The sequence below is a fragment of the Pantoea sp. NSTU24 genome (assembly GCF_050157905.1).
Taxonomy (GTDB): Bacteria; Pseudomonadota; Gammaproteobacteria; order Enterobacterales; family Enterobacteriaceae; genus Pantoea.
In genome coordinates, this window is sequence record NZ_JBKIWZ010000001.1 from 2099819 (window position 1) to 2123111 (window position 23293).

The 23293-nt window shown below is 56.1% G+C and carries 22 protein-coding genes, 1 tRNA gene and 1 pseudogene; 5 read left to right on the top strand and 19 right to left on the bottom strand.

Annotation, left to right across the window (positions count from 1 at the left end):
- Positions 1-13: 13 nt before the first annotated feature.
- The 4 genes from sixA to ACLHDD_RS09895 form a co-directional block, all read right to left on the bottom strand.
- A complete protein-coding gene (sixA, locus tag ACLHDD_RS09880) occupies positions 14-496 on the bottom strand; it encodes a phosphohistidine phosphatase SixA (protein ID WP_427103978.1) in 483 nt (160 codons plus the stop codon).
- 224 nt (positions 497-720) lie between these two features.
- Positions 721-2817, bottom strand: coding sequence for a fatty acid oxidation complex subunit alpha FadJ (gene fadJ, locus ACLHDD_RS09885; protein ID WP_427103979.1), 2097 nt, complete (start codon positions 2815-2817; stop codon positions 721-723).
- Positions 2817-4127: an acetyl-CoA C-acyltransferase FadI gene (gene fadI, locus ACLHDD_RS09890; RefSeq protein WP_427103980.1), complete on the bottom strand. Its 1311-nt coding sequence runs from the start codon at positions 4125-4127 to the stop codon at positions 2817-2819. The genes fadJ and fadI overlap by 1 nt, the downstream gene beginning before the upstream one ends.
- 158 nt (positions 4128-4285) lie before the next feature.
- On the bottom strand, positions 4286-4582 hold the full coding sequence (locus ACLHDD_RS09895; RefSeq protein WP_427103981.1) for a YfcZ/YiiS family protein: 297 nt from the start codon (positions 4580-4582) through the stop codon (positions 4286-4288).
- A 356-nt stretch (positions 4583-4938) separates the two neighbouring features.
- Here ACLHDD_RS09895 and fadL point away from each other — a divergent pair, with 356 nt between their 5' ends.
- Positions 4939-6222 (top strand): long-chain fatty acid transporter FadL, encoded by a 1284-nt coding sequence (gene fadL, locus ACLHDD_RS09900; protein WP_427103982.1) that lies wholly within the window; start codon positions 4939-4941, stop codon positions 6220-6222.
- Positions 6223-6501: 279 nt separating this feature from the next.
- On the opposite strand, the gene ACLHDD_RS09905 is transcribed toward fadL, so the two are convergent.
- The 11 genes and pseudogenes from ACLHDD_RS09905 to ccmA all read right to left on the bottom strand — a co-directional run bounded on the left by ACLHDD_RS09905 (position 6502) and on the right by ccmA (position 15616).
- Positions 6502-7116, bottom strand: a complete 615-nt coding sequence (locus tag ACLHDD_RS09905) for a hypothetical protein (protein WP_427103983.1) — start codon at positions 7114-7116, stop codon at positions 6502-6504.
- 624 nt (positions 7117-7740) lie between these two features.
- Positions 7741-8505 (bottom strand): phospholipid-binding lipoprotein MlaA, encoded by a 765-nt coding sequence (mlaA, locus tag ACLHDD_RS09910; RefSeq protein WP_427103984.1) that lies wholly within the window; start codon positions 8503-8505, stop codon positions 7741-7743.
- A 128-nt stretch (positions 8506-8633) separates the two neighbouring features.
- Positions 8634-9866, bottom strand: coding sequence for a c-type cytochrome biogenesis protein CcmI (gene ccmI, locus ACLHDD_RS09915; protein WP_427103985.1), 1233 nt, complete (start codon positions 9864-9866; stop codon positions 8634-8636).
- Positions 9863-10318, bottom strand: coding sequence for a cytochrome c-type biogenesis protein (locus ACLHDD_RS09920; RefSeq protein WP_427103986.1), 456 nt, complete (start codon positions 10316-10318; stop codon positions 9863-9865). The genes ccmI and ACLHDD_RS09920 overlap by 4 nt, the downstream gene beginning before the upstream one ends.
- Entirely contained in the window at positions 10315-10872 is a 558-nt protein-coding gene (gene dsbE / locus ACLHDD_RS09925; protein WP_427103987.1) for a thiol:disulfide interchange protein DsbE, read from the bottom strand. The genes ACLHDD_RS09920 and dsbE overlap by 4 nt, the downstream gene beginning before the upstream one ends.
- The gene (locus ACLHDD_RS09930) at positions 10869-12827 is read right to left on the bottom strand and encodes a heme lyase CcmF/NrfE family subunit (RefSeq protein ID WP_427103988.1); all 1959 of its coding nucleotides are present in this window, start codon (positions 12825-12827) and stop codon (positions 10869-10871) included. Before ACLHDD_RS09930 ends, dsbE begins: the two co-directional genes overlap by 4 nt.
- Positions 12824-13309, bottom strand: coding sequence for a cytochrome c maturation protein CcmE (ccmE, locus tag ACLHDD_RS09935; protein WP_427103989.1), 486 nt, complete (start codon positions 13307-13309; stop codon positions 12824-12826). The genes ACLHDD_RS09930 and ccmE overlap by 4 nt, the downstream gene beginning before the upstream one ends.
- Positions 13306-13539 carry a heme exporter protein CcmD gene (gene ccmD / locus ACLHDD_RS09940; RefSeq protein ID WP_128085448.1) on the bottom strand — a complete coding sequence of 78 codons (234 nt, stop codon included), beginning with the start codon at positions 13537-13539 and terminating at the stop codon, positions 13306-13308. The genes ccmE and ccmD overlap by 4 nt, the downstream gene beginning before the upstream one ends.
- Positions 13536-14275 (bottom strand): annotated as a pseudogene (locus ACLHDD_RS09945) (heme ABC transporter permease). The gene ccmD and the pseudogene ACLHDD_RS09945 overlap by 4 nt, the downstream one beginning before the upstream one ends.
- A 67-nt stretch (positions 14276-14342) precedes the next feature.
- Positions 14343-15002, bottom strand: a complete 660-nt coding sequence (gene ccmB / locus ACLHDD_RS09950; RefSeq protein ID WP_427103990.1) for a heme exporter protein CcmB — start codon at positions 15000-15002, stop codon at positions 14343-14345.
- Positions 15002-15616 carry a cytochrome c biogenesis heme-transporting ATPase CcmA gene (gene ccmA, locus ACLHDD_RS09955; RefSeq protein WP_427103991.1) on the bottom strand — a complete coding sequence of 205 codons (615 nt, stop codon included), beginning with the start codon at positions 15614-15616 and terminating at the stop codon, positions 15002-15004. Before ccmA ends, ccmB begins: the two co-directional genes overlap by 1 nt.
- A 242-nt stretch (positions 15617-15858) precedes the next feature.
- On the opposite strand from ccmA, the gene ACLHDD_RS09960 reads away from it, so the two are divergent.
- The gene (locus ACLHDD_RS09960) at positions 15859-16806 is read left to right on the top strand and encodes a formate/nitrite transporter family protein (protein ID WP_427103992.1); all 948 of its coding nucleotides are present in this window, start codon (positions 15859-15861) and stop codon (positions 16804-16806) included.
- A 305-nt stretch (positions 16807-17111) separates the two neighbouring features.
- A tRNA-Arg gene (locus ACLHDD_RS09965) sits at positions 17112-17186 on the top strand.
- Positions 17187-17371: 185 nt separating this feature from the next.
- Here ACLHDD_RS09965 and ACLHDD_RS09970 read toward each other — a convergent pair.
- Both ACLHDD_RS09970 and ACLHDD_RS09975 read right to left on the bottom strand, forming a co-directional pair.
- Complete coding sequence (locus ACLHDD_RS09970) at positions 17372-17746, bottom strand: hypothetical protein (RefSeq protein ID WP_427103993.1); 375 nt, start codon at positions 17744-17746, stop codon at positions 17372-17374.
- Positions 17747-18618: 872 nt separating this feature from the next.
- On the bottom strand, positions 18619-19488 hold the full coding sequence (locus ACLHDD_RS09975) for a helix-turn-helix domain-containing protein (protein WP_427103994.1): 870 nt from the start codon (positions 19486-19488) through the stop codon (positions 18619-18621).
- A gap of 178 nt (positions 19489-19666) precedes the next feature.
- Between ACLHDD_RS09975 and ACLHDD_RS09980 the strand changes: the two genes are divergently transcribed.
- Positions 19667-20566: a DMT family transporter gene (locus tag ACLHDD_RS09980; protein WP_427103995.1), complete on the top strand. Its 900-nt coding sequence runs from the start codon at positions 19667-19669 to the stop codon at positions 20564-20566.
- Between the two features lie 36 nt (positions 20567-20602).
- Here ACLHDD_RS09980 and ACLHDD_RS09985 read toward each other — a convergent pair whose 3' ends face one another.
- A complete protein-coding gene (locus tag ACLHDD_RS09985) occupies positions 20603-20836 on the bottom strand; it encodes a hypothetical protein (protein WP_427103996.1) in 234 nt (77 codons plus the stop codon).
- A 294-nt stretch (positions 20837-21130) separates the two neighbouring features.
- Between ACLHDD_RS09985 and ACLHDD_RS09990 the strand changes: the two genes are divergently transcribed.
- Positions 21131-22357 (top strand): L-lactate MFS transporter, encoded by a 1227-nt coding sequence (locus ACLHDD_RS09990; protein ID WP_427103997.1) that lies wholly within the window; start codon positions 21131-21133, stop codon positions 22355-22357.
- A gap of 32 nt (positions 22358-22389) precedes the next feature.
- Here ACLHDD_RS09990 and ACLHDD_RS09995 read toward each other — a convergent pair whose 3' ends face one another.
- The gene (locus ACLHDD_RS09995) at positions 22390-23265 is read right to left on the bottom strand and encodes an SMP-30/gluconolactonase/LRE family protein (RefSeq protein WP_427103998.1); all 876 of its coding nucleotides are present in this window, start codon (positions 23263-23265) and stop codon (positions 22390-22392) included.
- Between the last annotated feature and the right edge of the window lie 28 nt (positions 23266-23293).

The window sequence follows — 23293 nt, forward strand, 5'->3', positions numbered from 1 at the left end:
CGGCCCGGGGTAATCAGATGGCTTTTGCCAGCTTTTTCGGACTGACCTGCCAGAGCAGTTTACCCGCGTGCTTTGCGGGATCGAACTCTACGCAGGCGATCGCAGACGTAGCAAACATCGGCGGCGCTTCCTGCGGGCAGAGCTCAGAGACTAAATAGCCGACCAGCGGCAGGTGTGAGATGACCAGAGCCGATTTCACGCCTTCATTCGCCAGCATCTGCAGATAGCATCCGACCTGCTCCGGATCGCCGCCCGGCGTCAACTCTGGCAGAACATCCTGATTTTCAGGCAGGGAAAAAGCTTCACGCACGGTAGCGAGCGTTTGCTGCGCACGTAAATAGGGACTCACCAGGACACGCTCAATTTCCGGCGTCTGGCTGTTAAGCCAGTGTGCCATCTGACGGGATTCATCGCAGCCACATAAGGTTAATGGCCTGACTGAATCACTGGCTGCTTCCAGAGCCGCATCGCCGTGACGCATGATAAAAACTTGCATAAAGCACCGCTGTTGTTTGTCGATATCGCCCGGCGCGTCGCGCCTGACTCTTCACTCTGCGAGTGAACGCTGTGTTTTACCCTAATGACTTCAGTATAGTCAACCGGTTGTTTATTAAATAAGCACTTCTCAGAATCCTGCTGCGCCGCACACTCTGACGGCGCATTTCTAACCCGCTGAATTGGGTTGGTTATTCCACTGTCTTCCGGAATGTAAAATTTCGTCTATTTTCTGGCCGCCTGAATCAGCGCGTCACAGGGAGTAAAACGGTCGCCATAACGCTGCGTAAGCCGGGTTAATCTGTTGACGACGTCTGCCGCCCCCAATTGGTCAATGTAGTGGAACGGGCCGCCCAGAAAAGGCGGAAATCCGATGCCAAACACCGCGCCAATATCCCCGTCGCGAGCGCAGCGAATCACCTGTTCATCAAGACAGCGGGCCGCCTCGTTGAGCATCATCATCATGCAGCGTTCCGCAATCTCCGCTTCACTCTGCCGGATCTGTGGCGTCACCTTCAGCAGTGTATAGAGGGAAGCATCGGGTTTTTTACGCTGCCAGCGGGGCTGGTCATAGCGATAGAAGCCTTTGCGATTTTTGCGGCCTTTACGCCCATCGTTCAGCACCGCAGCAAACGCAGCAGGCGCGGCAAAGCGGTCGCCATAAGCCTGCGCCAGAATGGGGCTGATTTTACTGCCGACGTCGATACCCACCTCATCCAGCAGCTGCAGCGGGCCTACCGGAAAACCGGCTTTTACCAGCGCGCGATCGATATAGTCAATCGGTTCCCCTTCCAGCAGACAGCGCATTGCTTCATTAATGTAAGGCGTCAGGATGCGGTTAACGTAAAAACCCGGCTTGTCCGCTACCACAATCGGCGTTTTGCCCTGGCTGCGCGCCAGCGCCACTGTGGTTACCAGCGTCGCAGTGGAGGTATTCAGATGAGGGATCACCTCAACCAGCGGCATCTTCTCTACCGGACTGAAATAGTGCAGCCCGATCACATTCTCCGGACGCTGCGCGCCCGCGGCGATGTCCGCAATTGGCAGTGAGGAGGTATTGGAGGCAAACAGCGTATGGGGCTGACAATGTGTCTCCACGTCGCGGACCATCTGCTGTTTCAGGGCCAGGTCTTCAAAAACGGCTTCAATCACTACATCGCGCCGGGAAAAGCCCTGATAATCGATACTGCCGGTGATGCGGGCCATCTGCTGCTGACGCTGTGCCGGAGTGAGCTGACGACGCCGGACCTTTTTGCTCAGCAGTTCCCAGCTGGTTTTCAGCGCGTGGTTGACCCCTTCCAGGCTGATATCTTTAATGCGCACCGGCAGGCCGGCATGAATCGCCGTCACGCTTGCGATGCCGCCGCCCATCAGGCCACCGCCAAGAACCGCGACGCGACTGATGCTGGCGGGTTCAGCCTCCCCGCCCCGCTCCTTCTTCATGGCCGTTGTCGCAAAGAAAATCCCGCGCAGAGCCGCCGATTCTGGCGTCATTGCCAGCTCTCCAAAGGCGCGCGCTTCCGCGTCGTGTCCGGCCCGGCTGCCCTGCGCCAGCCCGGTACGCACCACGTCGATAATGCGTTGTGCAGCCGGATAGTTACCCTGGGTTTTCGCGGCCGTCTGGCGGGACGCCAGCGTAAACAGCGCCTGACGACCGGCCGGCCCCTGCAGCAGACGATCGCGCAGCGGCAGTGTGCGTCCGCTGACCTTGCCTTTCTTTACCCTGGCGATGGCGGTTTCCAGCAGAATCGACCGGGGAACGGCGTCGTCCACGATCCCCAGCTTACGCGCCTGTTTCGCCCGCACGCTTTTGCCGGTCAGGATCAGCGGCAGCGCCTGCCGGATGCCGATTAATCGCGGCAAACGCTGCGTACCGCCCGACCCCGGCAGCAGGCCGAGCTGCACTTCCGGCAGCCCGATACGGGTTTTATCATCCAGCGAGCAGATGCGCGCATCGCACGCCAGCGCCAGTTCCAGACCGCCACCGAGACAGGCACCGTGAATCGCCGCGACCACCGGGAACGGCAGCGCATCCAGCGCGGCCATCACCTCCTGGCCCTGCTTTGCCAGCGCTTCGGCTTCCTGCGCGCTCTGGCAGCGATCGATCATGCTGATGTCTGCGCCAGCAATAAAGTTGTCCGCTTTACCGGAGATTAGCACCAGGCCTGCCAGCTGCGGATCGCGCCGTGCTTCTGCAATGATAGCCGTTATCTCTGCGGCAAATTCCGCTTTAAGGGTGTTCATTTTTTCGCCGGGCACATCGATAGTAATGATGCCGACATGATCCCCGCGCATCGTCAGATGAAACGCTTTCTGCTCCATTATTCGGCCTCCAGAACCATTGCCGCACCCAGACCACCCGCCGCGCAGGCCGTGACCAGCCCCAGCCCGCCACCGCGTCGCCGGAGTTCATTCAGTGTCTGCGTGATCATACGCGCACCTGTCGCGGCAAACGGATGACCATAGGCGATCGATCCGCCCAGCACGTTGAAGCGCTCTTCATTTACTTCGCCCAGCGCATGCGGACGATTCAGTACATCACGGGCAAAACGCTCATCGCGGAACAGTTGCAGGTTACTCAGCGTCTGGGCCGCAAAGGCTTCGTGCATATCAATAAGCGTCAGGTCGTTCAGCGTGACCCCGGCCCGATCCAGCGCCAGCGGTGTGCTGTATGCGGGGCCCAGCAGCATATCCTGCTTTACATCGATTGCCGTAAAGGCGTAGCTGCGCAGATAGCCCAGCGGGCTGATACCCAGCTCCCGGGCGCGGCCCTCACGCATCAGAATTACCGCCGCCGCGCCATCGGTCAGCGGCGTGCTGTTGGCGGCGGTGACGCTGCCGTGCTGACGGTCAAACGCCGGGCGCAGCCGGGCGTAATCTTCTGCCTTCGCATTCATGCGTACATTGTTGTCCTGATCGATGGCGCTTTTCCACGGTGGTACGAAGGCTGCCATCACTTCCTGCTGCAGGACGCCGGACTGCCAGGCTCTGGCCGCACGCTGATGAGAACGCAGCGCCAGCGCATCCTGGGCTTCACGCGTAATGCCATGACTTTTCGCCATCTGCTCTGCCGTGTCCCCCATCCGCAGACCCGTTGAGTACTCCGCCACCGCAGGCGGAACCGGCAGCAAATCGCGCGGGCGCAGGCGGCGCAGGATATGCAGTTTTTGTCCGAGGCTGCGGGCTTTGTTGAGATCCACCAGCGCACGCGCCAGGGTTTTAGTGACGCCAATCGGCAGCACCGACGAGGAGTCCGCGCCACCGGCGATGCCCGCCGAAATGGTACCTGCCATCAGGCTCTCCGCCACGTTGGCGACCGCCTGAAAACTGGTGGCGCAGGCGCGGCTGACGCTATAGGCATCTGTCTGTACACCGAGCCCGCTGCTCAGGACAATCTCGCGCGCAATATTAGGTGCTTCCGGCATCTGAACCACCTGACCAAAGACCAGTTGTTCGATGACCGCCGGTGGCAGCTCACTGCGCGCCATTAATTCGCTGATGACCATGCGGCCCAGTTCAACGGCGGGGATGCCATGAAAGCCGGTTGCCTGGCGCAGGAAAGGGGTCCGTAACCCGTGGGTTATTGCGATGCGTTCACCATCGCGCGTCAGCAGCGGCTGCGCTTTACTCATTGTTCTCACCTGTGGCTGGGACTAGGGCATCATTGCCTGAAGAGGTCTGACCTGATCAGTGTTAACCACAAGCGGGTGAGCCGCCAATACCGGAAAGGAAAAAGTGCGAAGAGAAACACGAAAATGAAAAACGCCGCACAGGTGCGGCGTCGGGCCGATTAACGCAAGCCAAGCTGAAAAATCAGGGTTTCTGCCTGGCAGCTGAACGTAAAATCGATATCGAGCTGCACGCCCTGATTGACGTTGCTGAAGCGGGGTTGAATTACACAGGGTTCCGACTCTGCTGCCCGGGCTCGCTGGGTCAGCTGTGCTAATTTTACCTCCGCTTCAGCGCGGTCAGCGAACCACTCCGACCAGCTGGCGGTACAATCGGTGTTATCCATCACCGTGCCCACATCGACACAACAACAGGCGGCGGTTTCATTCGCACTGCATTTTTTCATAGCATCACTCATTTCATTCTCCTGGCCTGTAAATAGGGGTTAAGCGATTTTATGGCCGAAATCTTACCCGCCTGTCTGAGGATGTGCCATGCGCCGGATGCTAAGTGACGAATATCACAATAAAATTTGATCCAGAACAAACTGGAATCGGTATGCTAGGGAGATTCAGGGCAGTTTTGTTATGCAGATCGAATTTTAAACGATCAAACCTGAAATATTTTAAAAACAATATTGCAACCTGTACACAGGTCGGACCTATACTCTCCGCACTGGTCTGATATGTGCGCTTTACGTCAGTCCCTACAATCCGCCGTCCTATGTTACGCGACGTTACAGCGTTAGATAATAATTCACATGAGGTTGTGGTCATGAACCATAAAAACCTGTTTGCAAAGTCAGCCGTGGCGGCTGCAGTGGCGCTTGTCTCTTCACACGTTTACGCAGCTGGGTTCCAGTTAAATGAGTTTTCTACGATTGGTTTAGGTCGCGCATATTCAGGCGAGGGGGCAATGGGTGATACGGCGGCATCTGCCAGCCGTAACCCGGCAACCATGGCGTTAATGGATCGACCGGAATTTTCAATCGGCGCGGTCTATATTGCGCCGGATGTGGATATCAGTGGCCGCAGTCCCAGCGGACGCAGCCTGGACGCGAATAATATTGCGCCGAATCAGTGGGTGCCGAATATTCATTACGTTCAGCCTATCAACGATCAGTGGTGGATCGGCGCGTCTGCAACCTCTAACTACGGCTTAGCAACAGAGTTTAACAATGGTTACACCGCAGGCGGCTATGGTGGTAAGACTGACCTGGTCACCGGCAACTTCAATCTGAGCACCGCCTACCGGCTAAATGAGCATTTCAGCGTGGGCGTCGGTTTTGATGCTGTCTATGCAAAAGCTAAAATTGAACGTTATGCGGGTGAATCCGGCGCGAGACTCGGCGTTCCGGCGGATACCCAGGTAGCCCATCTGAAAGGTGATGAGTGGGGCTACGGCTGGAACGCCGGTATCCTGTATGAAGTGGATGAAAACAACCGCTTTGGCTTTACCTACCGTTCAGAAGTTAAAGTCGATTTCGATGGCGATTACAAGAGCAGCCTCTCATCGCGTCTGAATGCGGTTAACAATCCGACCGTGACCGGTATCCCTTATGGCACCAGCGGCACCACCATTCCGGGCGCGTTAACCCTGAATCTGCCAGAGATGTGGGAAGTGTCGGGCTGGCATAAAGTGGCGCCGCAGTGGGCGGTACACTACAGCATGGCCTACACCAGCTGGAGTCAGTTCCAGGAGCTGAAGGCGACCGGCTCGAATGGTCAGACGCTGTTCTATAAAGATGAAAGCTTCCACGACGCCTACCGCATTGCGCTGGGTACGACCTACTCTTACGACAAAAACTGGACGTTCCGCACCGGTATCGCGTTTGACGACAGTCCGGTTCCGGCCGATAAGCGTTCTATCTCCATTCCCGACCAGGATCGTCTGTGGCTGAGCGCCGGGACGTCTTATGCCTTTAACGATGATGCCTCGGTGGATTTAGGCATCTCTTATATGCATGGACAGAAAGTCACCGTCAAAGAGGGGCCGTATACTTTTACCTCTGAAGGCAAGGCGTGGCTTTACGGCGCGAACTTTAACTACAAGTTCTGACCGGCGAGTGAGATTAAAAAAGGCGACACGGATGAGTCGCCTTTATACTGCTGACCCCTCCCGACGTATGCCCCGCAGGCGCTGGCAACAGAGATTCTCACTCTACCCCGTCTTTCTTCATCATGGTTTATCATCGTTCGACCAGCAAAAATTTATCCTCATCTTTCCCGGACTCGCCCATTACAGATTTACCGCGGCATACATGGAGAGCACCCAGCCATATTTGCGCTGGCTGGGTTGCAGCTGTCACTGCAACCGTAGACGATTTTTGTTACCTAATCAGAGTTTAAAAGCTGTGTCATAATCAGTCGGATTCTTTATGCCCTTTTCATTTCTCGACTTAATTTCATAGCTCTGAAGGATCAGTCTTGCTACTTCCTGCTTTGTCATCGCATAAACACCGGTAGGAATATAGAAGGCGGGATTTCGCGTAATAATCAACAGAGGCTCCTCGGTGTGTTTCTCGGTGTAAAGAGAGAAGCCACGCTTCCTGAACATCTCAGTGCCTGTCAAAGTTTTCGCTGTCCGTTCTCTTTCATCGGCAGGTTGTGTCGCCCATTTGAGAAACTCTCTGTAGGGTTTGATATCTTCATCAAACGTTTTAACAGAGACTCGTCCAAGATATTTATATGAACCATAATCCATTATGTAGAAAACGTATTCATTTTTATCCTGTACCTGCATGGTGTATGTATACTGTGTGCCCCGCTTTCCGTCTGCAAATGTCCAGTATTTGATATCGGTCCTGTAGGTCTGAAAGTCTCTGAAGGTAAGAGCCTTATTTACTGCTGTTGCAAAATTGACGGTGCATCCAGTCAGACTCACGCAAGCTGTCGCGATTAGCAAAGTAAAAGTAATTTTAAAGGTAATACTTTTTAAATACATAAAGAACATGGTTATTCTGATCCTTCAGTTAAAGATTAAAGTGCAATCAATATTACTTTGATATATTTATGATAAATGATGACATTTAAATAATTACAGAGCTTAACAATGCATCTTCAAAAAAAATTGTCGGATGCGAGAGATTGTAATCCGTCGCACTTAACAATTACACAGCAATATGGAAAACGCAGGAAAATCTATAACGAACTGCCATTTGGCCGGAAGCTGAAGTCAACCAGGTTTATCCTCGCTCACGCGGGGAACACTCTAAAACTATCCGGCTGATTAAAAAGCGCTTTTTCACACCAGCAAATTCCACCGACTTTAACATCCGGCGCTGACCAATATGAACAGTTGTTCTCTGACATCAGATTTGTTGAAAAAAAACAGGCTCATATTGGAAGACAGGAGGTTGATAGCCGCCCCAGACTGGAAAGAGACAGGTCGTTACGGATTAAGTCAGAAGTAAAGGCAGACGAAAAAAACGGCCCGAAGCATAAATGATGCAAACCGAACGGTCTGGTAAAGACTGAAAACGCTTATTTTTGCTGGCCCGGTCTTAAAGCAGACCGAGCCAGACGCAGTCAACAACTCAAACGACTTATGTGACGCGCCCTCTTGCGGATCGTAGCGTTATGGCGCGTCGATGTCCTTCAGATCATCCTGAATGGCCGCCGCGTTTGGATTCTCTTCCGGCTTCAGCTTGCCACCGCGCGCCAGGAAGTCGTGACGCTGGAAGTAGGCGTTACGGATAAAGGCGTACGGATCGCGCTGCTGTTTCAGGATGCCATCGGAGTCCAGCAGCTGCGCGCGGGTTTCAATCCCTTCAAGCGTCCACTTGCCGATCGACATCGGCCAGGTGAGCCAGCCAAGAATCGGATAAAGCGAATCCACGTAGTCGCCGCCATCCTGACGGACCGTGAAACTGCCGTAAGCCGGCAGTTCAACGTAGGGGCCATAGCCGACGCCGTAGTGTCCGAGCGTAGTCCCGAAACGGTGCGGCTCTTCACGTGCCAGTGCCGGGTTCGCTTTTCCGGCCACGTCGATGAAACCGCCCAGGCCCAGCACGCTGTTCAGGAAGAAACGGGTAAAGTGAATGCCCGCATCCCGTCCATCTCCCACCAGAATGGCGTTAACCATACTGGCTGGCTCCTCCAGGTTGCCCAGGAAGTTACTCAGGCCGGTACGCGCCGGCACCGGCACATAATCACGCCAGGCCACCGCCACCGGACGCAGCAGATAGGGGTCCAGCACGTTGTAGTTAAAGTTAAACATCGTGCGGTTAAAGCTTTCGAAGGGATCGCTGCGTTCAGCAGGATCGCTATTCGCCGGCTTTGAACTGGCACAACCCACCAGAAGAACGCTGGCTACTGCCAGGCTGGTCAGGCGATAATTCATTCCAATCTCCCTGTGCGGATGAAAAAGAACTGCCCATCGTTCAGGTTAACGCCTGGTATCGAAGCGGCTTACCCGATGAGCATAGCTGACTTTGTGCCAGAGGCAGCAGGCAATGGCACATATCTTAGTTAATGTTGTTGCTGAGCGTCATCAGGGGTCTGCTGATTAATCTCTACCGTTATCGGCTGCTGCCCGTTCCAGGGCGTCACCGCGCTCTGGCCCAGCCAGTCGCCTGGCTGAGGATTGGCGCTGCCGTCACGGGCGATCCGCACCCGAACCGCGACCTGATGCTGCGCTGACAGTAGCCTGTCCGGCATCATGGCATTGCCGTCATCCAGCGTCAGGGTCAGCGGGAAGTGGCTGAGCGGCATGCGTTTAACCGCCACCGGCACCGGTGACACCCCGTCAGAAACCGAAATATACAATACTCCGTCCTGCGGTAACATTTTTTCTGCCTGCGGCGTCAGTGTCACCTTCAGCGCCAGCTGACGGCTCTGCTGCCCGGCAGCACTCCGGGCCTTTTCGATACTGCGGGCGATCATCGCATGGCGCGAATCATCTGCAGGCAGCAGCTCCAGCAGCGTCTGCCAGGCACCGATGGCCTGATCGTACTGCTGCTGTCCATAGGCGTTAAACGCCAGCAGGCTCAGCGTACGCAGATTCTGTGGATCTGCTTTAAGCAGCGATCGCAGCAGCAGTGCCGCCTGCCGGTTATCCTGCGGATCGGCAGATCGCGTCAGCACCTCCGCATAATCCTGCTTCAGCGCCAGGTCGTTAGGCGCAAGCTGCAGTGCGCGCTCAAATGCCTGGCTGGCGATCTCTGCATTGTTGAGCACCATGCCGAGCCGTCCCAGCATCGTCCAGTCGGCCAGATTATCCGGTTTTTTCTGCAGCGCGGTACGCAATCCGAGCTGTAAACGCGCCAGCTCCTCCATACTCAGCGGTTTAGCACCGGGATCCATCAGCCGGGCCCGCAGTTCAGGATACGCCTGCCGGACCTGCATCCAGCCGGTGAATTGCGCCAGGCCGCCGGTTTTCAGATAAGTGCCCAGCGAGACCACAACCAGCACAATTATGCCGGGCAGCAGAATCCAGCGGCTGCTGCGGTGTGACGGCGGCGCCTCTGCCAGTGGAATATCGGCCAGCAGCGTCTGCTGCAGTTCCCGCTCCATCAGTGGTCGCTCAGCGACGACGCCCTGTGCTTCATCCTGCGCCAGCTCGTCGACCCGCTGATGATAGAAACGCTGGTTAAGGCGGTCGCGATCGCCCGTGCTGGCCTGACGCTGTCGCCAGCCTGCGGCCAGAAACAGCGTACAGGCCGCCAGCAGTAACAGAAAAAGGGTGATCCAGAATGCACTCATGACGGTTTCCTGTCGGATTTCAGAAGCGCATTAAGACGCTGTTGTTCATCTTCACTCAGCTCACTGCGGGTTTTGCGCTGACGGCTGCGCAGGATAATAACCGCGCCGCCCAGCAGGACAAACAGCGCAGGCCCCACCCACAGAATCAGTGTTGAGGGCGTAACCGGCGGCGAATAGCTGACGAAATTGCCATAACGCGCCACCATATAGTCGATGATCTGCTGGCGACTCTGGCCCTGCTTCATCAACTGATAGACCTTCAGGCGCATATCGGCGGCAATCATTGCATTTGAGTCGGCGATACTGTTGTTCTGGCACTTCGGGCAGCGCAGCGAGGCGGTCAGATCGCGGTACTGCTCTTCCTGCGCGACCGAGTCAAACTGCAACGTATCGATGGCGGCCCAGAGTGAGAAGCTGAACAGCAGGCCGCAAATCAGCATCAGCGATCTCATGATCCTACCTCCGCGCTGTATTTTTCCCACAGCGGTTTCACTTCCTGCTCCCAGACGCGCGCGTTGAGATCGCCCGCATGGCGATAACGGATAATGCCTTTACCGTCGATCAGGAACGTTTCCGGCGCGCCGTACACCCCGAGATCCAGCCCCAGCATGCCATTACCATCATAGAGACTTAGCGCATAGGGGTTCCCGAGCGTATTCAGCCAGTTCACTGCTTTCTGACGGTCGTCTTTATAATTCAGCCCCACGACCCGAATCCCCTGCTCCGCAAGACTATTCAGGTAGTGATGTTCGGCGCGGCAGGTTGGACACCAGGTTGCCCAGACGTTCAGCAGGATCGGTTTGCCATCCGTCAGCACGCGCTGGTCGTAGGTCTGGCCCGGCTGATCCAGAGCTTCCAGCCGGAACAGCGGCACCGGCTTGCCAATCAGCGCAGATTCGAGACGGGTGGGATCGTCGCCCTCTGCGTTACGTGTCAGCTGCCACAGCAGCGCCGCCGCCAACAACAGAAACAGTATCAGAGGAATAAACAGGATTTTTTTGTTCATGTCCGCTCCTCACATTCGTCTTTTTTGCGCGAACGATAACGGGGGTCAAGCAGGCAGAACAGCCCACCCAACGCCATCAGTATGCCGCCCGCCCAGATCCAGCGCACAAAGGGTTTGTAGTAGATGCGCACGGCCCAGCCGCCGTCGTCCAGCTCTTCACCCAGCGCCGCATAGAGATCGCGGCTGAAGCCGCCATCAATTGCCGCTTCAGTCATCATGGTACGGGCTGCCGTGTAAAAGCGTTTTTCTGCCTGCAGTGTCGCTTCCGGCTTACCGTCGCGGGTGACATCAATGATGCCCATGCCACCGCTGTAGTTAGGGCCCTGAAGATTCTGCACGCCGCGAAAGACAAAGTGATAGTGATGAATATCGATGCTGTCACCCGCCTTCATGCGTACATCGCGCTCTACACTGTACTGCGTGCTGAACGCAATGCCGATAACCGTGACACCCACACCCAGATGCCCCAGCACCATCCCCCAGTGGCTGCGCGAAAGATGCTTTAAACCGGTAAAGAAACGATGGCGGTGCGTGGCGCGCTCATGCAGTTCCAGCAGCGTCAGGATGATAATCCAGACGGACATCAGCAGCCCCACCACACTCATCGCCGCAACGCGATCCTGCAGCCACCATGGAATGACGACGGAACAGGCCAGGGTCACGATCAGCGCCAGTGCCAGGCGTTTTGCCAGCTTCTGCGGCTCATCACGCCGCCAGCGCACCAGCGGGCCGATGCCCATCAGCAGCGCAAAGGGGGCCATCAGCCAGCTGAACAGGGTATTGAAGAACGGCTCGCCGACGGAGATGCTGCCCAGGCCCAACTGTTTATGCACCAGCGGCAGCAGCGTGCCGAGCAGCACCACCAGCATGGCGGCAATCAGCAACACGTTATTCCCCAGCAGAAACGATTCACGCGACCAGGTTTCATTCTGAACCCGACCACGCACCTGCCCGCCTTTAATAGCGTAGAGCAGCAACGAACTGCCGATCACAATCACCAGGAATGCGAGGATAAACATTCCGCGTGCCGGATCGGAGGCAAAGGAGTGTACCGACACCAGCACGCCGGATCGCACCAGGAAGGTGCCCAGCAGGCTGAGTGAAAACGCGGTAATGGCCAGCAGCACGGTCCAGGCTTTGAAGGTTCCGCGCTTTTCGGTGACCGCCAGCGAGTGAATCAGGGCTGTTCCCGCCAGCCACGGCATGAAGGAGGCGTTTTCTACCGGGTCCCAGAACCACCAGCCGCCCCAGCCTAACTCGTAATAGGCCCAGGCTGAGCCGAGCACAATGCCGATGGTCAGAAAGACCCAGGCCGCCGTTGTCCACGGACGCGACCAGCGCGCCCAGGCCGTATCCAGTCGTCCGGCCATCAGCGAGGCGATGGCAAACGCGAACGCCACGGAAAAACCGACATAGCCCATGTAAAGCAGCGGCGGATGGAAGATCAGGCCAATATCCTGCAGCATCGGATTCAGGTCATGACCATCCACAGGAAAGTCCGGCAGCGTGCGGGCAAACGGATTGGAGGTAAGCAGGATAAACAGCAGGAAGCCGAGATTAATCATCCCCATCACTGCCAGCACCCGCGCCAGCGCATCCTGCGGCATCCCGCGACTGAAAAGCGCCACCGCCAGAGTCCAGGTGCTGAGCAGCAGCACCCAGAGCAGCAGCGAGCCCTCGTGCGCGCCCCAGGTGGCAGCAATGCGATACCAGACCGGCAGCAGGCTGTTGGAATTGGTGACGACATAGGCAACGGTAAAATCGTTGCAGATAAAGGCCCAGACCAGCAGCGCAAACGCTGCCGCGATGCAGACAAACAGGCCACCAGCCAGCGGTCGCGCCATCGCCATCAGGCGGGCGTCCTGACGCACGGCGCCCCACAGTGGATAGCTGCTCAGCAGCAGAGCGAGGCTCAGCGCCAGGCAGAGCAGAAAGGTTCCAATCTCTGGCATCATGATGATTTACTTCCTGCAGAGTAAGGCGACTGCGGGCCACCCGGAGTGCTCTTCATCGCATCTTCAATCTCTGGCGGCGTATATTTTTCATCATGTTTTGCCAGCACTTCTTTGGCGACGATCCGGTTGCCCGCCGTAAGCACGCCCTGCGCCACTACGCCCTGCCCTTCCCGGAACAGATCCGGCAGGATGCCCTCGAAACTGACACTGACGACACCGCGAGCGTCATAAAGTTTAAAGGAGACGGCCAGTGTTTCCGGATCGCGCCGGACGCTGCCGGGCATGACCATGCCGCCCACGCGAAGTCGCTGGCCCGCCTCGGGCTTCTCGTGTGCTTCGCCTTTGCCGTAGAGAATTTCACCCGGCGTATAGAAGAGATCGATGTTTGAGCGCAGCGCATACATGACCAGCGCGGTGGCCAGGCTGAGGCCGAGCAGAATCGCCACTGCCGCATAGAGGCGGTTGCGTCGACGGGTATTCACAATGTCTCTCCTGCCGCTTCAGCCGCGGCTTTTTTAGATTTAGCCGCACGGATACGACGTTCACGTGCCTCACGCTGGCGGATCTCAGCCAGCAGGCGGCGGCGCAGCAACAGCGTGTGCAGCGTCAGACCGATTAGCGGAAGCAGCGTAAAGGCGACGGCCAGCCAGACGTAGAAGGCGTAGCCTCCCATCGCAAAGAAGGCGTGCCAGGAGGAAAAGGCTGGCGTCATCCCTGCTCTCCCCCTTTCGCGACCGTCAGCGCCCAGGGACGATGACGTTCTGTTAACAGAATCAGGTTGCGCAGCCGCATCAGCGTCAGCGTCACAAACAGCAGCAGATAACCGATGATGGCCCAGCGCAGCGGCGTGCGCATGACGGGCGCAATCGCCTGCTGAAGAATGCCCGACGATCCCTGATGCAGGGTATTCCACCACTGTACCGAGAAGTGAATGATGGGCAGATTTACTACGCCAACCAGAATCAGGACGCCCGCGGCCCGGCCTGCGGTGCGGCGATCGTCAAACGCGTGATAAAGCGCAATCACGCCCATATAGAGGAACAGCAGCACCAGCTCCGAAGTCAGGCGTGCATCCCAGATCCACCACGTGCCCCACATCGGCTTGCCCAGGCGGCCCCGGTGACCAGCGCAATAAAGGTAAAGATCGCGCCCACCGGCGCCATTGCAGCAGAAACCAGGTCGGCCATTTTCAGCTGCCACACCAGCCCGATAAACGCGGCAATGGCCATAGACGCGTAGATGCCCATCGACCACATCGCGGCAGGCACATGAATGTACATGATGCGAAAACTGTCACCCTGCTGATAGTCAGCGGGTGCAAACCCAAATCCCCAGACCCAACCCAGCAGCAATGCCGCCAGCCCTGAAACGGCGAACCAGGGCACCAGTCGCCCCGACAACCGGTAGAGCCGTTCCGGCCTGCCCAGCTGATGTAACGCTTTCCACATATCAAGTGCTCACATTGACGAAAAAAGGGAGTTGCCGCGTCTTTTACGCGCGTGAGTGCAACACCGGTTATTGCAAAGTAATGCGTAACGCCGCCGCCGTAGCGAACGGTGAGAGCGTGGCGCTGCCCAGCAGCATCGCGCCGAGAATCGCCAGATAGCCGCCGGTTGGTAACCCCTGACTGGCCGCCTCCATCGCCGCGCTGGCAAAGATCAGGACCGGAATCGCCAGCGGCAGCACCAGCAGGCTCAGCAGCACGCCGCCGCGCCGTAAGCCTACGGTCAGCCCCACGCCAATGGCGCCGAGAAAGCTCAGCGTCGGCGTGCCGAGCAGCAGTGTTAATGCCATCACCCACCAGCCGTTCATATCCAGCGACAGCAGCAGCGCGGCCAGCGGCGACAGGACGATCAGCGGAACGCCGGTCACCAGCCAGTGCGCCACCACTTTGCCGATGACGATGACCGGCAGCGGCGTGGGCGTCAGCGCCAGTTGCTCCAGTGACCCGTCGCTGAAGTCGTCACGAAACAGCCGCTCCAGCGCCAGCAGCGATGCCAGCAGGGCAGCCACCCAGGCGACGCCCGGTGCAATGCGCGCCAGTTGCTGCGGATCAGGGCCGATCCCCAGCGGAAACAGCGTAATCACAATCAGGAAAAACCAGAGCGGATTAATCACATCTGCCCCGCCGCGAAAGGCGATGCGTAGCTCACGCTGGATCAGGCGAAACAGCATCAGTCAGCCTCCTCATCGCCGAGACGGATTTTACGCACCCGCGCCGCCGCAGGCAGATCCTGATGGGTGGTCAGAATCACCGCGCCCCCGTTATCGGCATGACGGGCAAATTGCACCATTAATTTTTCCACACCCGCCTTGTCGATGGCGGTGAGCGGCTCGTCGAGGATCCAGATACGCGCCTGGCTGAGCCAGAGCCGGGCCAGCGCCACGCGACGCTGCTGTCCTGCCGATAAACGGCTGACCGGCACCTCTTCTTCTCCCGTGAGATCGACTGCCTCCAGTGCCGCAAAGATTTGCGCGTCACTGCAGTCGGGATGAAAGAAGCGCAGATTTTCCAGCGCCGTGAGTACGCCTTTGATACCCGGATGATGACCCAGGTAGAGCATCACCTGATGCCAGGTTTCACGCTGCCGCAGAATCGGCTGCTGCTGCCAGCGTATTTCGCCCTCCTCCGGGCGGCTCAGGCCCGCCAGCAGACGCAACAGCGAGGTCTTGCCTGCGCCGTTGGGCCCTTCGATCTGCACAATATCACCTGCGGAAACGCGGAATGAGAGCCGCCGGAATAGCGAACGTTCGTCATAAGCACAAGTGAGCGTAATGATTTCCAACATCTGGGGGGAATCGCACCAGCTAAAAAGTGGCCGGGATATTACCACAATGTTGCTGTGGGCCGAAGTGTGAGCCACCGCTCAGTTTTACGCTCAGCGGCTTATTCGTGCGGTATCCGCAGGTATCTGAATAAAAATGCAGTTCCGTAAAAGATTGTTACGCTTATTCGCATCAGCCGTAACAATATCGGCAGATGAAAAAAGGCTACGCTTATTACGCGACAGCACTATCACCAGGAGAAAATATGAAGCCTTCATCAGGTAATGAACAGGGTCCTAACGACGTAGACAGTGAAGAGAAAGAACAGGGCACTGAAATCGAAGTCGATGAGGAGGCACTTCCCTCCCGCGCCGCGGCGATCCATGAAGAGATCCGCCAGGATGGGGAAAAAGAGCTGGAACGCGATGGTATGGCGCTGCTCTGGTCCGCGATTGCGGCGGGCCTTTCCATGAGCGCGTCACTGATGGCGAAAGGCATATTTCAGGTTCATCTTGAAGGCGTTCCGGGTGCCTTCCTGCTGGAAAACCTCGGCTATACCTTTGGTTTTGTTATCGTCATCATGGCCCGCCAGCAGCTTTTTACTGAAAACACCGTGACAGCCGTATTACCGGTGATGCACAAGCCAACATGGGGTAATGCCGGACTGCTGTTACGTTTATGGGGAATTGTTCTGCTGGGCAACCTGATTGGCACGGCGCTGGGTGCGCTGGCCTTTGATGAGATGCCAATATTTGATGAAGCAACCCGTCAGGCGTTTACGGAAATCAGTATGAAGGTAATGGAGAATACGCCCGGGGAGATGTTTGCCAATGCGGTGATTTCCGGCTGGATTATCGCCACCATGGTCTGGATGTTCCCGTCTGCGGGCGGGGCCAAGCTGCTGGTGATTGTGATGATGACCTGGCTGGTTGCGCTGGGCGATCTGGCACATATCGTCGTGGGATCGGTAGAAGTGCTCTATCTGGTGTTCAGTGGCAGTATAAGCTGGCAGGAGTTCTTCTGGCCGTTTGCCCTGCCGACCCTGCTCGGCAACATCACCGGCGGCACGCTGATTTTTGCGCTGATCAGTCATGCGCAGATCCGCAATGACATGAGTGAAGCCGCCGTGGCGAAGGCCAAAGCTGAAAAGCGGAAGCAGGAGAAACGCCGCCAGAGTGAAGAAAAGGAGAAAAAAAAGGAGAAAGCGGAATAACGATCAGGCAGACAGCGCCACGTTAGCGGGCCTGTCTGCCTTTCAGATGATACGGCAACCAGGCTGTTCAGGCTGCCGCAGAGGTTAACGGCGCGGTAAGGCCCAACCCCGCGCTGGCGGCACGCCCTGTCTCAGCCGGTGACTTCCCGCCTCTGCAACCCGACACTCACCGTTATGCTTGATATGACGATTTCCGCCACGCCGTGCCTTCATGCTCAGGCAAACTGGCCGATTGCTGACGGAATGAGCAAACGCACGGCAACCTGGTGAATCTCCCGCCCTGTTTCGCTATACTGCACGCCGCTGTCCTCTTAGTTAAATGGATATAACGAGCCCCTCCTAAGGGCTAGTTGCAGGTTCGATTCCTGCAGGGGACACCATGGCGACCTGTACCCACCTCACTTCATCCCAAAACCCATATAAAAACATAACGTTAACCGTTTTCAGCCTAAACCTAAATGAGCCGCGCGTTGATATACGCTGGGTGCGAGGTGGGAACCAGCGGCGACTCAGGATACAAAAAAGCCCGCCGAAGCGAGCCTTGAGTCTGTACATCAGGGATAAGTCATGAAGTCTTGTTAATACTTTTTAAAACATTTTTAATACACAACGGCATCATTCTTTCCCTGAAAAAATCTCTGGCTTCTGGATATGGAGTGGTCATTTTTCCGATCATCTTCCTGAAACTTTCCCCACCTTCTACTGATACTTTTATGAAGTCTTGTTCGTCTATCGAGTATTCAGAAAGTGAATGGCCGTTTGCTTTAAACGCCTTAATTTCATCGAGCACTATCTGCTGGACACTAAGCTTTGTAGAGGATGACTTGTCTGTTATTCGCCACTCCATTTCGCACAAATCCCTGGCTGAAGTTTCAGGATCAGCCCGGGCTGCAAATGAAGTTAGAGATGACAGTAATAAAAGTGCGCATTTGAATCTCATATTTCCTCCCTGAAAAGAACAATCTTCCCCTTCATAGCAAGCCAGGGACATGCGGCCTAAGCTCGAAAAAATCAAGTAGTAGCAATGCCTGGTAGCTGGTGAGATATTGGGGTTCTTATAAGTGGCATGTCAGCAGTGACGATGATTTACTACAGCAATAAGTTTCATGCCATTGAAAGCACTCTTACCATAATATTTACTTTTTTACGGTCGTAAAGCCTTTAGCAGTGATATTCTGCATGGACTCTGATTTCAGCCGGTGGTGTTTTCAGCTGATGAGCATTGCACCAGGACTTTAAGAGATTTATCGTGACGCCTGCGTTCCTGAATCACTCGCTTTGCATCAGTGAAAGCATTGAACAATGCCTACGCCACAAAGCACAGGCTGAACCATGGATAAATTATCTCGCTTGTTTTAAGGTATTCGTGATACTCAATCATCGTACAGGCGCATCACTGATAAAGAACTTACGTTAATGGCAAAAAAGTGTCATCAGTATGAAGTAGCAACTATCCACCTCAGACTAAATGAACAATTACCTACCTGAACCAGAGAGGGTTCAATTGATGATTACACCTGCTTTGATGATACACATGGCGAGCACAGGAAATGTGTATATAACAGGATAGCGTTAGTTGTCAGAGGCAGCATCAATGGAAAAGAGTTTATAAACATTAGCGATAAAAATTACACCCGCAACGCTGATGGCAGAGTAGTACCAAAATAATAGCGTAGTTTTACAAACCGGCATCAGAATTAAAGCAGCCTGTTTTTCCTGAAGCAGGTTTTATTAAAACTTTTAAGCTACTGAATAGCGTCATACCCGCCCCCTGAAGAAAACCTGCCCGATATTGATACATAAACAAAAAGATTAGCCGAGTGCCCGGCGACAGGCGGATGGCGTGGTTCCATACACCTGGCGGAAACGGTGACTGAAGTGGGCTGACGAGTGAAAGCCACACTGTAAGGCGATGGCGGTCAGGGTCAGATCGGGACGTTCCAGCAGCATCCGCGCACGATCCATCCGGCGTCGCATCACAAACTGGTGCGGCGCTTCGCCAGTGGTATGACGGAACATACGCGCAAAGTGAAACTCACTCAGTGCCGCTTCGTGTGCCAGCACAGAGAGCGTTAAAGGCTGGTCGAGATGGGCATCGATAAAATCGAGCACCCGCCGCAGGACCACAGGAGCCAGCCCTCCCCGCACCTGAGGCAGCTGCCAGTTAACTTCGCTGTAGTGTTGTAACAGATGAGTCAGCAGCAGTGTAGAGGCGCTGCTCAGCGTTAACTGACTGGCGGGCTGTTGCCAGTCACTGCTCAGCAGAAAGTGTCGATAGAGCTGGGTGATACGGTCGTCCGTCGAAAAGATTTTCTCATCCAGCGTTAACTGTGCCGGACTGCGGTCCCAGACCCGTTCGGCCAGCTGTCGCAGATGCGCCTCACTGCAATAAAGATGCACAAAGGCGAGATCGGCGCGCAGATCCCAGGTGGACTCTGTTCCGGCAGGCATCAGACAGAAACGATCCGGCGCGCCGCCGTTGCGCCAGCCATGCGGTGTTTTATGCCAGGTGTCATAACCGCCCGCGACATAGAGGCTCAGCGTGTGATGATCGCTGTGGTTGGTCACACGATCGCCGCTGTTAAACCAGGCTGCCAGCTGAATGCCGCTCTGAAGCTGCACCTGATCACGCAGTTGGGCTTTGTGGCGCTGCAGCATGTCAAAGGTCTGGTATGGGCTCATCGGCGTGTCAGTTCAGTTCAAACAGAGTGCCAGTTTACGGTGTGTGCCCGTCAGAAAACAGGCCGTAGCGGAACAGAGGTTAAAAATGCGCAAGATTTTGCAAAACCGCCGCAATTCATTGCAAGCGCAGTGGCGGTGTCGGGCGCACACTCAGTGTTTTATGGAGGGGAATCCGGCGATGAATCTGTTTTTATATCTCTCTGTCGTGCTGATCTGGGGAACGACCTGGATTGCGATCTACGCGCAACAGTCTGCGGGCATGGGCGCCGTAACCGTTGCGGTGTTCTGGCGTTTTTTGCTGGCTTCGCTGGTGATGTTACTGCTGCTTAAGCTGATAAAACGCCTTCACAGGCTGACGCTGCGCGACCATCTTTTTTGTCTGTTGCAGGGCTGCTGCGTTTTTGGCTTCAATTTTGTCTGTTTTTATTCTGCGTCCGCCTATATCAGCAGCGGTCTGGAATCGGTCATTTTCTCGATGGCGGTAATGTATAACGCCATCAATGGCTGGCTGTTCTTCCGTCAGCGCCCTTCCGTACGCCTGATCCCGGCAATCGCACTGGGGATGACCGGCATCGTTGCGCTGTTCTGGCACGATTTGCGCAGCACAGAAGCGTCGGCCGGGCTGATATGGGGCATCGGTCTGAGTGCGCTGGGTACGCTGGGCTTCTCATTCGGTAATATGATCAGTCAGCGGCACCAGCGGTTACAACGTGACGTGCTGACGACCAACAGTTACGGCATGTTGTATGGCGCGCTGATGATGGCCCTGATGTCGCTATTGCAGGGCGTTTCGCTGCAACCCACATGGAATATGCAGTGGCTGGGGGCGCTGACTTATCTGGCTATTGTAGGATCGGTACTTGGCTTCGGCGCTTACTTTACGCTGGTGGGGCGGATTGGTGCCAGTCAGGCAGCCTATACGACAGTGCTGTTTCCGCTGGTGGCGCTGGCGCTTTCTACACGCTATGAAGGATATGAGTGGCATGCCAGCGCCATCCCTGGCCTTGTCATGATTCTGCTGGGCAATCTCGTGATGTTTGCCCGCTGGCCGGCAAGCCGTCGCCGTATCGCTGTCTGACAAAGAGGCGGTCAGTAGCCCGCATCCGGAGGAGCATTATGCCCGCTGCTGCTGGAGAAGTTGTTGTGGTTGATTGACCGCCTTACGGGCGATCCAGTAGAGCAGAACACGCTCGTCGTCATTATCGCGGTCGGCCATCGACAGCAGTTTCAGTGCCAGCGTCGATTTGGTCACCGGCTGTTGTTCTGTACTCAGTTCAATCACGGCCTGACCGATGATGCAGCAAACCTCATCCTCACTGGTGGTGGATTCATATGTCCGGTCTTTCATATTTCCTCCTGTTAAGTGAACTGTTAGCCTGGCAAATAATCCGTGAGCCTGCTCAGAGAACCGACGCGCTGAAACAATATTTTACGGGTAGTTACGCTTCCTGATTAAGCTGCTTTTTTGGTTACTTTCTGTGCAACCCTGCCGCGCCGTGTTGTACCACGCAATGCCATTCATACCGTATGAATGGCATTTCATTCCCCGATCCGTTCCGTTCATACCTTTGCCACCTGCGCACGCGAGTTACTGCATTATGCTGACCGCAGTTTCCGGATTCCCGGATGGGAGAGATGAATAGTGAACCAGACTCAGCAGGTTTCTTTCCAGCGTTCGCGCTGGCTTACATTGTTCGGTACCGTTATCACTCAGTTTGCACTGGGGTCAGTTTATACGTGGAGTTTGTTCAACGGCCAGCTGTCGCAAAAGCTGGATGCGCCCATCAGTGAGGTTGCTTTTTCATTTGGCCTGCTGAGTTTAGGTCTGGCCATCGCCTCCTCGCTGGCCGGTAAATTGCAGGAACGGTTTGGGGTACGCCGCGTAGCGATGGGCGCGGGCGTGCTGATGGCGCTGGGATTCTGGCTGACGTCGCAGGCAGATAACCTGATGATGCTCTATTTGAGCGCTGGCCTGCTGGTCGGTCTGGCTGATGGTGCGGGCTATCTGATGACGCTCTCTAACTGCGTAAAGTGGTTCCCGGAACGCAAAGGGATGATCTCCGCCTGTGCCATTGGCGCCTATGGCCTGGGAAGCCTGGGATTCAAATTTATCTGCGGCGCCCTGCTGGCGACGGTCGGTCTGGAGCAGACCTTCATGATCTGGGGCGTGATGGCGATGTCGATGATCATCCTCGGGGCACTGCTGATGCATGATGCGCCTGTGCAGGAAAAGAGTCCGCGTCATCAGGAACAACAGCCTGCGCGGGATTACACGCTGGCCCAGTCCGTCCGTATGCCGCAGTACTGGATGCTGGCGCTGATGTTTCTGACTGCCTGTATGAGCGGACTCTATGTGATCGGCGTTGCCAAAGATATCGGTGAAGGTCTGGTGCATCTCTCCACACAGAGTGCCGCCAGCGCCGTCACCGTGATCGCCATTGCGAATCTGAGCGGCCGTCTGATACTGGGCGTGCTGTCTGACAAAATGCTGCGTATCCGGGTAATCTCGCTGGCGCAGATGGTATCGCTGATCGGCATGAGCGTGCTGCTCTTTACCCGGATGAACGAGATGACCTTTTTTCTCTCGCTCGCCTGTGTCGCTTTCAGTTTTGGCGGAACCATCACGGTGTTCCCGTCGCTGGTCAGTGACTTCTTCGGTCTCAACAACCTGACCAAAAATTACGGGCTGCTCTATCTGGGATTTGGTATCGGCAGCGTGCTGGGTTCTCTGGTCGCCTCACTGTTTGGCGGTTTTACCGTGACCTTCAGCCTGATCATGACGCTGCTGGTTATCTCTCTGTTCCTGTCACTTACCATCCGCTTACCGCAGCGTTCAGTGGCGGTAGCGCCGGTTCTGCAGCGTCATTAAACAACAGGGGCCGCCTCGCGCGGCCCGTCTCTCTAGCCGCGGAACAGCGGCTCTGCCATACCTGCGACGGCCACTTCCACCGCAAAGATATCGCCGGAGTGCGGATAGCGCGCCAGCTCCTCTTCCGTGCGATCTTCCCGCGAACTGGTTATAAACAGCGTTTTGAGATCGGCACCGCCGAAAGCCACCATCGTCGGCCACTTCACCGGCAACAAAATCTCCTCAACGATCTCTCCGCTCTGAGGATCGATACGTACCACGCGTCCGCCGTTAAACTGTGCTGACCAGTAGAAGCCTTCGCTATCCACCGCCGCGCCATCCGGTAAGCCGCCGCTGGCGTCAAAACGGCGGAACAGCGTACGTTCGCCCGGTTCGCCCTGCTCATCTAACGGATAGCGGTAGAGCGCCTCATTCGGCGTGTCGCTATGATACATCCAGCGCCGGTCAGGTGAGAAGGCCAGTCCGTTGGAAATTTTGATGTCGCGCGCTTTCACCTCCAGTTTCAGATCCGGCGTGACGCGGCACAGCAGCCCCCCATTTTTATCCTGCGGTTCCCACAAGCTGCCGCACCAGAAGTTTCCCCATGGATCGACGCGACCATCGTTAAAGCGGCTCCGCGCGACCTCCCCGGGATTGTCGGCAATCTTTTTCTCTGGTTTACCCTGCGCATCCAGCAGCCAGACACCGCTGCGCAAAGCGGCGATAATTCCCCCTTCCTCGCGCAGACCGATGCAGCCCACGTGTTCCGCCTGCGGAAAGGTCTGTAAATCGCCGCTGACCGGATCAAACCGGTGAATGGCGGGTGCCAGAATATCAACACTCCACAGCACCTGTTCCCTGACCGACCAGAGCGGACACTCGCCCAGCTCCGCCTGCAAAGCCAGTATATGTTTCACGTCATGCGCCATGTTTCTCTCCTGTTGAACTGACATGCTA

Coding starts and splice junctions, on each gene's coding strand:
- sixA (WP_427103978.1), bottom strand. CDS start 496: ATGCAAGTTTTTATCATGCGTCACGGCGATGCGGCTCTGGAAGCAGCC.
- ACLHDD_RS09995 (WP_427103998.1), bottom strand. CDS start 23,265: ATGGCGCATGACGTGAAACATATACTGGCTTTGCAGGCGGAGCTGGGC.
- ACLHDD_RS09975 (WP_427103994.1), bottom strand. CDS start 19,488: ATGAGCCCATACCAGACCTTTGACATGCTGCAGCGCCACAAAGCCCAA.
- ccmD (WP_128085448.1), bottom strand. CDS start 13,539: ATGACGCCAGCCTTTTCCTCCTGGCACGCCTTCTTTGCGATGGGAGGC.
- ccmA (WP_427103991.1), bottom strand. CDS start 15,616: ATGTTGGAAATCATTACGCTCACTTGTGCTTATGACGAACGTTCGCTA.
- ccmB (WP_427103990.1), bottom strand. CDS start 15,002: ATGCTGTTTCGCCTGATCCAGCGTGAGCTACGCATCGCCTTTCGCGGC.
- ACLHDD_RS09930 (WP_427103988.1), bottom strand. CDS start 12,827: ATGATGCCAGAGATTGGAACCTTTCTGCTCTGCCTGGCGCTGAGCCTC.
- dsbE (WP_427103987.1), bottom strand. CDS start 10,872: ATGAACAAAAAAATCCTGTTTATTCCTCTGATACTGTTTCTGTTGTTG.
- ACLHDD_RS09985 (WP_427103996.1), bottom strand. CDS start 20,836: ATGAAAGACCGGACATATGAATCCACCACCAGTGAGGATGAGGTTTGC.
- mlaA (WP_427103984.1), bottom strand. CDS start 8,505: ATGAATTATCGCCTGACCAGCCTGGCAGTAGCCAGCGTTCTTCTGGTG.
- fadJ (WP_427103979.1), bottom strand. CDS start 2,817: ATGGAGCAGAAAGCGTTTCATCTGACGATGCGCGGGGATCATGTCGGC.
- ACLHDD_RS09895 (WP_427103981.1), bottom strand. CDS start 4,582: ATGAGTGATGCTATGAAAAAATGCAGTGCGAATGAAACCGCCGCCTGT.
- ccmI (WP_427103985.1), bottom strand. CDS start 9,866: ATGAGTGCATTCTGGATCACCCTTTTTCTGTTACTGCTGGCGGCCTGT.
- ACLHDD_RS09920 (WP_427103986.1), bottom strand. CDS start 10,318: ATGAGATCGCTGATGCTGATTTGCGGCCTGCTGTTCAGCTTCTCACTC.
- ACLHDD_RS09960 (WP_427103992.1), top strand. CDS start 15,859: ATGAAGCCTTCATCAGGTAATGAACAGGGTCCTAACGACGTAGACAGT.
- ACLHDD_RS09905 (WP_427103983.1), bottom strand. CDS start 7,116: ATGTTCTTTATGTATTTAAAAAGTATTACCTTTAAAATTACTTTTACT.
- ACLHDD_RS09980 (WP_427103995.1), top strand. CDS start 19,667: ATGAATCTGTTTTTATATCTCTCTGTCGTGCTGATCTGGGGAACGACC.
- ACLHDD_RS09970 (WP_427103993.1), bottom strand. CDS start 17,746: ATGAGATTCAAATGCGCACTTTTATTACTGTCATCTCTAACTTCATTT.
- fadI (WP_427103980.1), bottom strand. CDS start 4,127: ATGAGTAAAGCGCAGCCGCTGCTGACGCGCGATGGTGAACGCATCGCA.
- fadL (WP_427103982.1), top strand. CDS start 4,939: ATGAACCATAAAAACCTGTTTGCAAAGTCAGCCGTGGCGGCTGCAGTG.